The organism is Methylobacterium organophilum (genome assembly GCF_022179465.1).
Classification (GTDB): domain Bacteria; phylum Pseudomonadota; class Alphaproteobacteria; order Rhizobiales; family Beijerinckiaceae; genus Methylobacterium; species Methylobacterium organophilum.
Map to the genome: position 1 here is coordinate 158,678 of NZ_BPQV01000006.1, position 13,497 is coordinate 172,174.

General features: G+C 63.6%; 9 protein-coding genes and 1 pseudogene. 4 read left to right on the plus strand and 6 right to left on the minus strand.

The features are described 5' to 3' along the window. Positions 1–197: 197 nt before the first annotated feature. A pseudogene (locus MFF21_RS11945) lies at positions 198–494 on the minus strand (helix-turn-helix domain-containing protein); the annotation flags it as partial. Positions 495–2,010: 1,516 nt separating this feature from the next. Between MFF21_RS11945 and MFF21_RS11950 the strand changes: the two are divergent. Continuing rightward, positions 2,011–2,634 carry a hypothetical protein gene (locus MFF21_RS11950; protein ID WP_238311389.1) on the plus strand — a complete coding sequence of 208 codons (624 nt, stop codon included), beginning with the start codon at positions 2,011–2,013 and terminating at the stop codon, positions 2,632–2,634. Positions 2,635–2,971: 337 nt separating this feature from the next. On the opposite strand, the gene MFF21_RS11955 is transcribed toward MFF21_RS11950, so the two are convergent. The 3 genes from MFF21_RS11955 to MFF21_RS11965 all read right to left on the minus strand — a co-directional run bounded on the left by MFF21_RS11955 (position 2,972) and on the right by MFF21_RS11965 (position 6,379). After that, on the minus strand, positions 2,972–3,415 hold the full coding sequence (locus MFF21_RS11955) for a hypothetical protein (RefSeq protein WP_238311390.1): 444 nt from the start codon (positions 3,413–3,415) through the stop codon (positions 2,972–2,974). Between the two features lie 302 nt (positions 3,416–3,717). Further along, positions 3,718–4,971, minus strand: coding sequence for a hypothetical protein (locus MFF21_RS11960; RefSeq protein ID WP_238311391.1), 1,254 nt, complete (start codon positions 4,969–4,971; stop codon positions 3,718–3,720). Positions 4,972–5,461: 490 nt separating this feature from the next. Beyond that, entirely contained in the window at positions 5,462–6,379 is a 918-nt protein-coding gene (locus tag MFF21_RS11965; protein ID WP_238311392.1) for a hypothetical protein, read from the minus strand. Between the two features lie 527 nt (positions 6,380–6,906). On the opposite strand from MFF21_RS11965, the gene MFF21_RS11970 reads away from it, so the two are divergent. The 3 genes from MFF21_RS11970 (at position 6,907) to MFF21_RS11980 (ending at position 10,942) form a co-directional block, all read left to right on the plus strand. After that, entirely contained in the window at positions 6,907–7,908 is a 1,002-nt protein-coding gene (locus MFF21_RS11970; RefSeq protein ID WP_238311393.1) for a hypothetical protein, read from the plus strand. 363 nt (positions 7,909–8,271) lie between these two features. Continuing rightward, a complete protein-coding gene (locus MFF21_RS11975; protein ID WP_238311394.1) occupies positions 8,272–9,792 on the plus strand; it encodes a site-specific integrase in 1,521 nt (506 codons plus the stop codon). Positions 9,793–10,126: 334 nt separating this feature from the next. After that, positions 10,127–10,942 carry an IS5 family transposase gene (locus MFF21_RS11980; RefSeq protein WP_048444039.1) on the plus strand — a complete coding sequence of 272 codons (816 nt, stop codon included), beginning with the start codon at positions 10,127–10,129 and terminating at the stop codon, positions 10,940–10,942. Here the strand turns inward: MFF21_RS11980 and MFF21_RS11985 are convergent. After that, entirely contained in the window at positions 10,939–11,625 is a 687-nt protein-coding gene (locus tag MFF21_RS11985) for a hypothetical protein (RefSeq protein ID WP_135417729.1), read from the minus strand. The genes MFF21_RS11980 and MFF21_RS11985 overlap by 4 nt on opposite strands. Positions 11,626–11,800: 175 nt before the next feature. Then, positions 11,801–13,465, minus strand: coding sequence for a type IV secretory system conjugative DNA transfer family protein (locus tag MFF21_RS11990; RefSeq protein WP_048444040.1), 1,665 nt, complete (start codon positions 13,463–13,465; stop codon positions 11,801–11,803). Between the last annotated feature and the right edge of the window lie 32 nt (positions 13,466–13,497).

Consider the following 13,497-nt stretch of genomic DNA (forward strand, 5'->3'; position numbering starts at 1 on the left):
CACGAGAGGGGCGAATGCCGGAATGGGATTGCACCGGCTCGGATGTCGGAGGTGGGCTGCTCGATCGCATGACCCCGGATGCAGAAAGGGGAGGCCGAAGCCTCCCCCTCGCGTCACCCGCTTCGTGACTTCCCAATACTCTCCCCTTAAGGGATCGACCTCGGGACACGGTACTTGCACGGACCTGTAGGGTTTTTACTGCTGGTCTGCACGCCCTGCGCGGCCAGCCTGTCGCGCAACTCGCGCAGGAAGAGTTCGGGCTGCGCCTCATCGAGGGAGAGGATCAGATCCGCATGCGCCTCGATCGCCGGCAGGCTGTCGCCGCCGTGGGTCGGTTTGGGGACGAACTGACACTGCTGCGCAAAACGATGAGACCAGCGGCTGGCGCTCGACACGCTCACCCCGAACCGCGCCGCCGCCCGATGGAAGGAAGCGCCCCCGGCCACGGCCCCTACGACGCGTTCGCGCAGATCGACAGACAACGGTGAAGGCATCGCTGGCTCCTTCACCAGTCAACGCCCCAGCCGCCGTCCCGTCGCAACACCGCCGGGAACAGCTCTAGCGAGCGACAAACGCATCAAAGCCGACGTCGCCGCGACAACCGCTTTCGACCCAATCTGGGCCGACGGAACGCCCGCAGATGTTCTGAGCAGCCTTCGATGGTCTCAAGGTAGATGTCTGCTTTCAAAATCGCCACAATGGATGCAGAGTTATCGTCGCTGGTCGTGAGCGGCCGTCTGTGGTAAAGCCTCGCGTGCTTAGCGAAAATGCTTGATTGGAATATCGCAGTGAGAAAGAGCCAGCATCTCTATTTTTATCTAAGTATGCTTTCGCTGTGGGCTTTTCACTCTTCAGCATCCGCTCAAACTGAAGAAAATTTCCGGGACAAATTGGCTCTCTGCGCCGCTGGTGCGAAAATGAATGTGGCGCCGGAGATTATCGATAGCTTTTCCACTTTATATAAAGAGCGGTCAGCAAATGGCCCGTCCGTTATAACGCTCGGGGATTTCCTGTCAGTTATTCCTCCAAAACAGCAGATCCAGGCTCTTGATTTATATAACCAATGTGCAACAGGCCAAGGAGGCATCAAGAGACAAATTGTAGAATTACCCGCGAACCTCGTCACTGATGGTGCATCCTTTAAGGCCACAGCAAGCGATATTGTAGCTAATTCTTCAACAATTAGATCATTTTCGCGAGTATTCAGAGCCGAAGATGGCGCCAAAGGCCAGGATGGCAGCAACGGTCGCAACGGCGATAATGGTGCTGGCGGTCGCGGCGCAGACGGGAGTGCTGGACAACAAGGGGGGGAAGGGAGGTCAGGAGACTCTGCAAACTCAATCCAAATTGAGGGCGACAGTTTCGTTGGGCACCTTGTGATCGATAACTCCGGAGCAAATGGAGGCAATGGAGGCTCTGGTGGTCGCGGAGGCATTGGCGGCGCAGGTGGCCGCGGGAGCTCGGCTATAACTGGTGTCTTCGACTGTAGAAGCGGGCCGGGCAATGGAGGCGGCGGCGGCAACGGAGGTAACGGAGGAGATGCCGGGCGGGGAGGCAACGGCGGAGATGGAGGCCCCGTTATTGTGAGGCTTAAATCGGTTGCCCCGGGCTCGACGATTTCGATCGTTTCGAAAGGTGGAGTAGGTGGCGGCGCTGGTTCGCCGGGGCTGCCTGGAACTCCGGGTATAGGCGGCCCACCCGGCGAGACTAGAGGCCTTTGCAGCGGAGGAGGCAGAGGCGCAGGAGCAATAGGTGCTTCTGGGACGCAAGGACGGACTGCTGAAGCCGGGAAAGAAGGACGCGCAGGACAGATTGAAGTAACAATCGACGGCAAGACAGTCTTAGCCACCGGGGAATACAGGCATGCTCCATAGATCTCAAAAGCTGTTCAGGAGCGCATATACGCCCCGCATTTTTTTTGCCAATATTTGCATAAGGTGCGCGGCCCAGCCATCGAAAATTTTGCTATTGTACTTATGTGCCGCTGTGCCAGCGTTCGCGGTAGATAAAATGGAAAATTTCCAATATAACGGCGAGAGATACAGCGTCGATAATCAGGCATTGATCGGTTGGGTAGAAAAATGCATCCGGAGGGATGCAAATGCAAGAAAGCCCACTCTATCTGAAGAAAGTTTTTTGGAACTTAGCGCGAGCATTGACATCGCTAGGAGCAAGTCACGCATCGAGCGCTCTGATGCCAGGAAAAATTTGACGCTCGCCACTATGATTTCAATTATGCTTGGTCTTATTTCTACGGTCTTGATTGGTATCAGTACTGCAGATATCTTCCAGGGTTCTAAGTCCAAAAATACACTCAAGGTTCTGGCAATTTTAGCTCCCGCGGTTGGAACTGCGACGGCTGCTGGAATTGCTTACTTTAAACCTCAGGATGTTTGGAGTCAGGCAAATTTTACATTGATTGCGCTCGATGGGCTATACAGAGACATGAGTATCGCCATCATCCGAATGCCATGCGTAACGGTGAAGGACGATCAGCCGAGTAGCGCTGAAATCGATTTGGCGCAAAAGGTCGAGATCTGGATTAGAAATTATAACGCCGCCTATACAAATAGTTCAAATTCTTCGGCGCAGCCCGGCGCTACTACAGCTGCTCCGGTTCAGCAAAAACAGTAGCCTGATAATAAAAAGACGGACGTAAAACGCAATATCGGCTTTTGTGCAGCCCCTCATTTGGATCGTGCCGGTCCCTGGCACGACGCGGCTCGACCACCAAAAAGAGAACCTGGGGGCGGCGACCCTGCGCCTGACCGACGCCGAGATGGCCGAGATCCAGGCCGGGTTCGCTCGCATCGGGGTGCAGGGCGAGCGGTTCCCACCTGAGGTGCTGGGCCTGAGCGACACGGGAGCCGTGCTTGGAACGAGTTCGCTCGGCGGGCATGGCAAGTCACCGCTCCCGCCTGCGTCAGGTCGATGACGCATCGGAGAGGGGCGCGGCCTTGACGCGCGACGCCTAGCTACCGGAGCAGCCGATCGTCTGGAGGGTGGGCAGGAGGTCGCCATATCCCCAGACGGCCGTTCCCAGGGCGGCGAGGACGGGTAGGACGAAGGCCGGTTTGAAGAAGGACCAGACCGGCGCGCGCGCCCCGCTGAGATGGGCGGTACCGGGATCGTGCCATTCGAGCGTTGCGTATGCCAGCGCTGCGGCTACCGTGATCACTGCCCCGCCGCGCTGGAAGTTGACCCCGCAGCGGGATGCCTCCGCCCAGTACCAGTGCGATCCGAGGACGGCGATCGAGACCCAGAACGCAGCCCGAGGCAGTAGATATTCGAGCGCCTTCAGCTTCATCCACGGGTAGGTGTCGTCGCGCGACCATTCTCGTATGACCTGCCAGGATTGCGCGAAGCCATACTCGCCCTCGTAGGACAGTTTCGGACGTCCACCCGGTTTCGTCATCTTCCTCCCCCGGCGCCTCCTGCCCTGGATAAGCCATACCGATCCCGTACGCACGCCACCGCCCCGACGGTATGGACCCGGCAACGGGTACGGCCAAGGTAGCGGCCCACCGCGACATCGGGGAAAGCCCGACGCGGTCGCGGCCTGCCGGCAAGGACGTGGCGGGTGTTCCGGAGTTGCCGGCGTGTGTCCGGCGTCGGAACGGACGAAGTGGACCCTGCGCCGCGATCCGACCGCGTCGGGACGACAAGTCCCGGCCCCCCCTGTATCCATGGTGTCGAACGCCGCGGACGCCGGCTGGCCTAGCCAGCGGCGAGCCCCCCATCGGCCTCTCGAACGAGGATCTCCTCTTCCTCGCGATTCCTCTCAAGGTTTGCGTCATCGTACTCCCAGCGCAGGGCATGCCAGGCGTCCCGGAAAGATGCGATCAGCCCCTCCCCGAGTTCGACCGACCATTCCGCGAGCTCCGGGGTCAGGACCCGGTCGGGCCAGGGCCCTGGCCCGGCGCGTGGCTTCGCGACGTCTTCGAACTCGGCCAGGATCCGGGACGGCGACGACGGGACGGGGAAGATCTGCTCCTCGTCGCCCCTGACGTGGACGAGGGCGTGGCGGAGGCCGACGAGCCTGTTCAAGTCGTGCAGGCGCCGCCCCTCCCATTTCGGGCCGAACATGCCCCGTCCGACGACCCTCCAACGTTCATGGAGGGACTTGTAGTGAAACTTGCGGCGGTCGGGCTTGTAGACGTAGGATGGGAACCGATCCTGCCAGCGCAACCGGCCGGATTGAGCCAGGAAGTAGCCGACCGCGTTGATGAACGCCTCCAAGCCGCAGGTGACCTGCAGCACGGCGGCGGAGGGACCTTCGGTCCCGGCCCGGTCGGCACGGGATACCGCCGACATCGCCCGCGCGGCCCGCATGGCCCTGCCACCCCAGTTGGGCAGCGTGACGATGCTGTGGCGACCGCCCTCGACCCTGAAACCGACCCAGCTCAGGCATTCGCCCTCCGGACCAGGCCGCTCCATCATCATCTCGATGCCCGAAAGCTCGGCGCGCTGCCACGAGTTCCTGGGCGATCCGTTCCGATCGAGGGGCGTGAGAGGGATCCGGACCTGAAACTCGGCCGGTTTCGCGTCGCCGCCGTCCTGGCAAGCGATGCAGCGCCCGGTTCCGCGGCACCGGCACGCCGCGGTCCGGCCCGTGGGCGGAGCCGCAGCGGCGACTTCGCCGATCCGCCCGAACAGGGTCGACAAGCGCTCCTGACCATGCGCGACCCGGGACGTCGCCATGACCGCGGCGGCCTTCGCCGCGACGCCCGCGGCCCGGGCGACGAGGCCGGCCTCGGCATAAGCCGTTCCGGCGAGGAGAAGGACGTCCATGCGATAGGCGGGGTCGGACGACCGCTCGGTGACGAACACCAGCTTTTCCGCGTAGGCGGCCGCGCGCGCGGTATCGCGACACCCGAGATGATGCTCGACCAGCGCTCGATAGTTCTCGGCACAAGCCGCCCAGTCGCCCGCCTCGCGCCGCAGCCTCGCCGCCTTCAGGTGGAGGCTCATCGCGCGTTCCGCTGCGCCCTCGTCCGTTTGCGCGATCAGCGTCTTCGCTCTTGCGCTCAGACTTGTCGCGCGCCCCAGCCATTCCGCGGCTACCGGCGACGGTGGACCGGACGGAGGCGTGACGAGGTCGAGCTCCGTGACCGCAAACCAACGGTCCGCGGCCGTGTCCTCGGGGTCGACCCAGGAACGAGGGAGGGCCGGCCGGGGGAGATGCCGCGGGAGGGTCATGGCGTGCTCGTGGCGTTTGCTGCCCGAACCATTTCCCGCCCTCCTCGACCGCGACGTCTCTCGCGATCAAGGAAGGCACCTCCTGTTACGAAACCTTGACGGCGGGCGATCCTGGGCCGCCCCGGATCCCTCGGGGTGCGACAACGGTTAAGCTTTCGTCTAGCCCTATGATCGGCGCTCTTTGCGGGCTCGACCCGAGCACGGCGTATGTCGTCGCCGGGCTTCTTGCCGGTTCACGACCCCGCGCCTGGCTTGGCCGCCTTCAGAAGCCGTGGGACGGACCGTCCACGTCGTCGGGCTCTTCCGCCTTCCCACCCCGATCGTCGAAGGCGGGATGGACGGGAGCCCCCATCACCACACGCCCCCGGCCCTCAATCTCGATCTCCCCCGTGTCGAAGTCGTAGGACTTGAAGCCTGGGATCAGGCTCAGCAAAGGGTGATCGGCGATCTCGTCATGATCCGGTTTCGGTTCGATCCCCTCGGCGGCGGGGTTGAAAAGGGTGACGGGGCCGCCCTCCGGATCGACCGAGACGATCCGACGACCGAGCTTCTTCGCTAGCGCGAGCAGGTGGTCCTTGATCGGCGAGGCGTGATCGTCCGGGCCGACGATGATCTCTTTCGCGCCCCGATCCCTCCTCATCGTGAGCCTGACCCAACCGGCCTCTCGGATCGCCCTCCCGGCTTCCCGGTTCGGACGTCCCCAGGAAGGGTCGTCGGGATCGCTCCAGCGGTCGTGCGGCTTGCTGTCCTCGTCCATGCGCCCGCCGGCGGGGGCCCTGCCAAGCTTCTCCGCCTCGGTCGTGATCGCCGCGACAGCCTGGACCTGGGCCACCACGACGTGAGTCATCCCGGGCACGATGAGGAAGGCGTGGAAGCCCGTGCAGGGCCCGTTCGCGACCAAGCGTCCGTCCTGATGCAGCCATCCGCCGTTCTCGGAGAGGTTGCGCAGGACGTCGGCGTCCGTGATGCGACCGGCCATGGGAACCGCCCATCCGCGTCGCCGCGGGGCGTACAGGCTCAGACGCGTCGCAGATACCGCGGCCGCCGGGACGGGAGCGCCGTCGTCCCCTGCCGAACCGGCGGGCGGCGCGAGTTGTCCGAGATCTGAAAGGTCGGCCATGGAGCGAATCCTCGCCGTGCGATGTACCGGCGGAGGGTGCGCTGCGCCCAGGCGTACCACCAGCGCCGCCCGTGGATCGGAGGGTGCGTGCCGCACGTCCGCCTACGAACGCTGACCAGCCGCGGTTTCGGGCAAACCGCCTCGACCGCTGCCGCGGGCATGACGCTGGCCGGGTCGATCAGCGGGGATCCGCGATCACGGTGGTCTCGGCTGCCCCGGTGTCGCCGGCAGCACGCGGGCGTTCGAGTCGATCACGCCCGATGATGATTCGGGGGAAAAGGCCGGGGCCTGGCGTCATTCCCCCGGCGGCGGGCTATCCCACCCCGGGCACGCCCGGAACCCGGCGAAGGCAGCTCGCCGCCCGCCTGCGTCGCCGCCACCCTCCCGCACCGTTGAACCTCACGGAAACGAGCGATCGCTAGCATGGGTCGGCCGGTCGCCGTCGGGAGCGACCGGGTCAGCGAGCGCCGGCCGTGTCTGTCAGAAACTTCCGCCATCGTTACACCCCCGCCGGACAAGGGACCGCCGGCCAGGATCCGCTCCAGCTGACGACGACCGAGATCGCGGACGCCGCAATCCGCGAGATCGTGCAGATCTCGCTCGGCAGCGCTCCGTTCGACCTCTTCCTCGACCAGCTCCTCGTCCCGAACGTTCGCCCGTTCCGCTGGGTCGCCCAGCTCGGGCAGATCCGGGAGACGCGGACGGCTCTCTCGGGCCTGTTCGGTCGGTTCGTCGCCCGAGCCTACCTAACGCGGTACTGCGGTCATCGCTACTTCGAACCCATCCGAGCCGATCTCCAGGCCCTGGGCGGATGGCCCCACTTCACGGTCCGGAAGAACCTGCCCGGCGACCTGCCCGACTGGATCGTGGCGACGGCGGCGGGAGCGAATGCATTCGCCGTCGCCGAGGCAAAGGGTTCCCATAACGGGTCGGGGCCCATGCCGTCGTTGTCGGCCGCGATGGCGCAGGCCCGCCGCATCGACATCATGGCGAACGGCAGCAAGCTCAAGGTGAAGCGCTACGCCATCGCCACCCGCTGGGCCGTGCAGGGCCACGCCCGGCTTCAGGACCCTTACCTCTGGGTGGACGACCCCGACGAGGGCGAGGTCGATCCGACCCCGAAGGACCTCCGGTACATCAGACGGAGCATCGCGCTCGGCCACTACGCCGCCTTCGCGGAAGGCTTCGGACTTCCCAAAACGGCGCAGGCCCTGCTGAGGGCGAAGCTGGAGCGGCCCGGTCGCCTAGACCTTCCTCGCCGGGACCAAACGTTCCTGTCCGTCGCTGGGGGCGAACCCTATCCGGCCATCGCGGCTGCCGTCGTGCCGAACGGCGTGATCCCGTTGCCTCGCGACGGCGACCTCGACACGTTCGGGCGCGCGCTGTCGACGCTGTTCGGCGAGCGGGTCGCGATCCTTGCCGTCCGCATCGACGCGATCCTCGCCGCCGATCGTCTCGAAGAGAGGGAAGGCGATGCTCTGCCGACGCCACCCGACCCATCCTTCTGGCGGCTTCGCCGCGAGCAGGGCGACGGCTCCGAGCAGGTCCCGCTCACCGAAGTCACGCTCCGGCCCCTACCGGTCGGCTGATATCACTCCGGCTCGCACCAGTGGTGGATCGACGGACGTCGTGCTGGCGAGGGATACACGGCGGTGGTACACACGGATCACGAAAACGGGCGCCGCGAGCCCCGTTTCCCTAGGGAAAGTCCGAGCTGGGGTACAGTCCCCCCCTCTCCGCCACATTATTTCCTAGAGCGTCGATCCGGCCGGTGAGCCGCCTCGCACCCGCGATGTACACGGGATTGTACACGCGTGCGAAGCCGCCACCTGACCCGTAACGGGCGAACTTCCGTCTTTCAGATCCGGGTGCCCAAGGCGCTCGATCCCGCTTTGACCCTGGCGCCGATTCGGATCACCCTCGGGTGCGTGCCGAATTCGCGAGCCCGTCGCATGGCCGACGTGCTCGGCGGCTTGGCGCGCATCGAGTTCGCACGGATCGAGAACACGCCCATGAACGATGCGACGCCTGCCGATGCAAGGCGGCAGGTCGAGGACCGGCTGACCCTCGCCCTGCCGACCCTCCTCGGGCTCGGCGTCCTCGGACAGAGCAGGCTCTCGCACGAAATTGCGCCGGCCGCGATCGACGGCGTCTTCGACCTCCTGGCGGAGGTCGGGGTGAAGCGTCTCGCAGGCGACGACAACGCAAGACGTCTGAGACCGGAAGTGCCGATCGTCGCGGCGCTGGCGGACGAGAATACGGCGCGCGGGATGCTGGGGCTTGCACCGATCACGCTTCCCCCGAAGCCCGATCCGATCATGGTCGAACTGGCCGCGATCCGGGAGATGATCGGCGGCCAGAAAGGGCCACAAGGTCCCTTGTTCAGTGTGGCTGCCGAGCGCTTCATCGCCGGCCGGATCGAGACCTACGGTGATCCCCGCCATCCGGAAATCGGCTACCTGCGTCACCGGTCTTCGGTGTTCCTTGCGCTCGTTGGCGACAAGCCCGTCGACGCCTATGACCGCACGGACCTGCAGCACTTCGCCAACGAGCTGTCGTGGCTGCCACCCAACATCTCGAAGCAGGAAGGCTACGATCTCGCCAGGGTCGCCGAGTACGTTGCGGCCAACAAGGAGGCCGAGGGACCTGGGTTAGCGGAAAAATCGATCCGCGAGACGTATCTGAGCCGGATCAAGACGATCCTGCGCGAGGCCTGCGCCGACGCCAAGGTGCCCGTCGCCTTCGAGGGCCGGATCGTGATCCCGAAGCGCGCCGCGCCTTCGAAGGCACGCATCGCACCCGACCAAGACGAGTTCGGCAAGGTCGTCGCCGCGGGAGTCGCTTCCGGCATCCTCTCCGATGCCCTGCTGCCGGCCCTCGGCCAACTTACTGGACGGCGGCTGGGTCTGCTCGCCTTCATGCGACGCGAGAACATTCTGCGCTACAATGGGGTCTGGGTGTACCGCCCGCAATCGCACCAGATGCGGGACGGGCGCTGGGAGCCGGTGCCGTTCAAGACCGGCGAGTCGCTCGGCTTGTTCGTCCTGCACGACTTGTTTGCAGAGTGCGGCTTCATCGAATGGGCGCTTCGAGATGCGGGGCCAGTGTTCCCAATGCTGATGCGAACGGAAGATCCCGCCGACGCGGCACAGAAGCGCATGAAGCGCCTGTATGTGCGGTCGGGCGCTGATCCGCAGCGCTCCAGTACTTTCCATGGCTTGCGCGTCGGCAAGATCCGCAATGACCGTGATCTTGCGTTGCCCGCGCGGGCTGTGCGCCTGCAGGTTGGCCACGAGCTCACCGACGTGCATGAGCGCTACGATGGGCAGATGACCGATGGAGAGCTCAAGGCGTTCGCGACCGCGCCTCTGCCGCCCGGCGTCAATTGGAGTCTGCTCAAGACGATCGACTTCGGAGCATTCGCTGTGCGACAGCCGAAGGGCGGACGACCGCGCCAGTCGTCATTACAATGACGACTGGCTGCCAGCCTGCCTCTGCGCAGGGCGGCCGGCGAGCTAATTTGGCTGGGGCGCCAGGATTCTCACCTAAGCGGCAGCCCGCGTAAGTCGTTGACTCAGCAGCACTAAACGGCGTTACAGCTGCGTTGTCATACATTGATGTGCGACAACGTGCAACTCGTCGTTGGCTCAATATTGCGGACGTCAGTTCGGCTTGGTCAGCATGTAATGAATGGCCGAATGTGGCCGGCTGAGGTTTGCCCTTCAAAGTCGAATTGGAGCTAACTATGAGGTGTAGTCAGAATTCTAGAGGGTGTTACGGACCTACGAGGGCACCAAATTGGCGGCGATGCAGTCCCGCCGTGCCTACCCCTCCGATGTCAGCGATGAAGAATGGGCGCTGGTCGCCCCCTACCTGACCTTGCTTCCCGAAACGGCCGCTCAGCGCGAGCACAGTCTGCGGGAGGTGTTCAACGGGCTGCGCTACGTCGTGCGCTACGGCGTGGCTTGGCGCGCGATGCCCCACGATCTGCCGCCCTGGCACGCCGTGTATGACCAGGCGCAACGCTGGCTGAAAGCGGGCTGCTTCGAGAGTTTGGTCCACGACCTGCGCGCCGTGCTGCGCTTGGCTTCGGACCGGACCGAGGAACCTTCGGCCGTGGTGCTCGACAGCCGGACGCTCCGCTCGACGCCCGAGAGTGGCGCTCGCGCCGCCTGGGACGGACACAAGCGCACCCGCGGTTCGAAGCTGCACGCGGCGGTCGATACGCTCGGCCAAGTGCTGGCGCTGCATGTCACACCCGCCGATGCCGATGACCGCGCCGCCGTGGCCGCGCTGGCTGATGCCGTGCAGGAGGCCACCGGCGACAGCGTGGATCTCGCCTATGTCGATCAGGGCTACACCGGCGAGCGCGCGGCGAAGGCGGCGGCTGATCACGGCATCGCCCTGGAAGTGGTGAAGCTGCCCGAAGCCAAGCGCGGCTTCGTCCTGTTGCCACGCCGGTGGGTGGTCGAGCGCGCCTTCGCCTGGATGGCCCGCTTCCGCCGCTTGGCCCGCGACTACGAACGCCTGCCGGCTACCCTGGCCGGGCTGCACCTCGTCGCCTTCAGCGTCCTACTGCTCCGCAGGGCTGCCGATTTCGCAGCAGTCCGTAACAGCCTCTAGGGCCCGAAGCGAAGTCTACTCAGGATCTCCTGTTCAGCATAACTACTGTTTTCCTCTAACGATGTTGTGAGTTCATCTAAACGATCCCACCTTTTGGTTTGTTCTCTGAGGGCAGAAGACTGAGAGTGATGCGTGATTCTGTATAGCATCGGCATATCGCAGAACCGAATTACTCTATGTCCTTCTATAAGATTACCACTGCCCAATTTCTTGAGGATTGCGTGGTGTAGGGCGTATGCAAAATACCTTTCCGACCTAGTCGGAAATTTGGTTCCGTAATCCGCAAATAATCTCTCCGCAAACGGAACGCCGGAATCGATTCTGTTTGTGAGGGCTGGGTATATTTTTCCTGATGCTCTAACCATATCGGCAATCTTCATGAAATCGCCGTATGCGGTGTCGACATTAAAATCGCCAAAAATTGCCTTCTCCATGAATACTCCCGAAGCATGGATTAGGATTTGATTTTCAATTGAAATTTCTGAAGTATCAGAAGGAGAAGGGGCAAATATAGATCCTATGTTATAATCTTCATGTATCGCTATATAAGCTGTGCTTATACCTATGCGGCGGTATGCAATCACATGCCCAATTTCATGCATGATTACACCCGATTTAGTCTGATGTTTTGCACTGAGTTCTTCGCGGCTCAACATCAGGAGATTTTTCTTGAAGATTTTCATGGCTCAGACCTTCATTTTACTGTAGTTGACGACACTGCTAATAATTGTGCCATTATAATTCTAATGACAAACGTAGCATTTATCGCGAATTTGCAATTTTATAATAATATATTTATTGTGAATCGATATAATTCAGTTCAATAAGTTTTGCACGTCGTTCAATGTAAGTGCATCATCAGCTTTGTCCGACCGGGGCTACAGAGTTGATCAGACTTAAGAAGCGTGGGTCGGAATGAGCCACGGTTTTGTGCAAGCGGATCGGATGGCGCGGATAAGCGGCACTGTTGGCGAACACCAGAAGCTCTCGGCTCGGCATGCTGGTCAGGGCCTGAGCCGGGACCAACCGCGCGGCCTGCGGTGTCAGGGCAATGCTGCGCTGACCCTGCCCCTCGGCGGGCCGGGTCAGCGTCTCGACCCGGGCGGTGTAGTCGCCGAGCGCCCGCGACCAGCGCTCGCTCGCGTCGGGATCGACCGCCGGCACGTCGAACACAGTCACGATCTCGGCGGTGTTGAGGATGGTGTCGGCCCCCGCCTGCCCGTAGAGGCCGACAATCTGCGAACGGTCCTGCCACAGAGTCCAGAGCGAGGCGCCGTAGCCCGGAAGCTCGGCAGATGCAGTCAGGATCTCGGAGAACCGCCCGAGGGCTGCGGCCTCGTCGATCATCACCAAGATGCGTTCGGCCGGCCGGTTGCGGCGCACGCTCGTGAACAGATCGCTGAGGAACCAGCGCAGCAGCGGCGCCAGCAGATCTTTGTACTCGGGCGGCACCGCCACGAACAGATCGACCCGGCCGGTGGCGAGGTCGGCGAAGTCGAAGCTGGTGGCGCCGACGAGATGGCGTAGGCGCGCGTCGGCGAGCCATTGGAAGGCCTGGGCGCAGGTGGCGACGAGCGGGTCGCGGGTCTTCGGATCGGCCTTGAGGATCTCCAGGGCGCTCAGCGCGGCGGGGGCCGGTCGCAAATGTTCGAGTTGCGCGATCAAAGTATCAGGGTCGGCGATCAGCGCCTGGACCTGTGCGACGCTGCGGGTGCCGCGCTTCAGGGTGACTAGGAGTGCACCGGTGATGAGATCGATCGCCCGGTTGCGGAAGTAGGCGGCAGCCTCGCCGTCGCCGCCCGGTTCGGGAAGGAGGGCGGCAGCGGTATGCTGAAGATAGAGCACATCCTCCGGATCGCGGTCAGCAAGGGGATTCCATCGGTCCGTGCCTCCCACGAGGTTCAGCGGATCGAGACAAATGACACGCCTGCCGATGGCGCGGCGCCGCTCGGCCGTAGCCCTGTAAAGTTCGCCCTTCGGATCGAAGACGACCGCGGGCCCGGACCAGGCGTTCGGCTCGGGATAGGCCAGGTTCGGGATCAACGCGCCGGAGGTCTTGCCCTTGCGCGGTGGCGCGATGGTCGCGAGCGTGCCCTGGACGGCGACGCGCACCGCGCGCCCGGTCTCCGGGTCGAGGCCGAGTTCGAGGCCTCGACCCATCGCGGCGCGCTCGGCGGCGGTCGCGAAGCGCGCCCCCCCGAACAGGTCGGAGGCGTCGCGCCGGGGCGCGGCCTTCGATCCGGCGAAGCGCCAGCCGATCATCAAGGCAATCGGTGCGAGCACCGCCATCAGCGTCCAGAAGCCGCTCGCGAACGCCGGCGCGCGGCCGATGAGCATCGCCCAGTACAGTTCCACGATCGCATCGAGCTGCCCGGTGCGCCAGAGCGCGAACCACATGCCCGGGCGCATGGCCTCACTCGGCCAGAGGGTTGGATCGAGCCCGTGCACGACGAGCGCCGCAGTGGGGTAGCCAAGAAGCAGGATCGCGATCGTCAGGACGACGATCTTCAATGCGAAGGACATCGATGGTGGATTCCGTCGATCAGCGGTTTGAG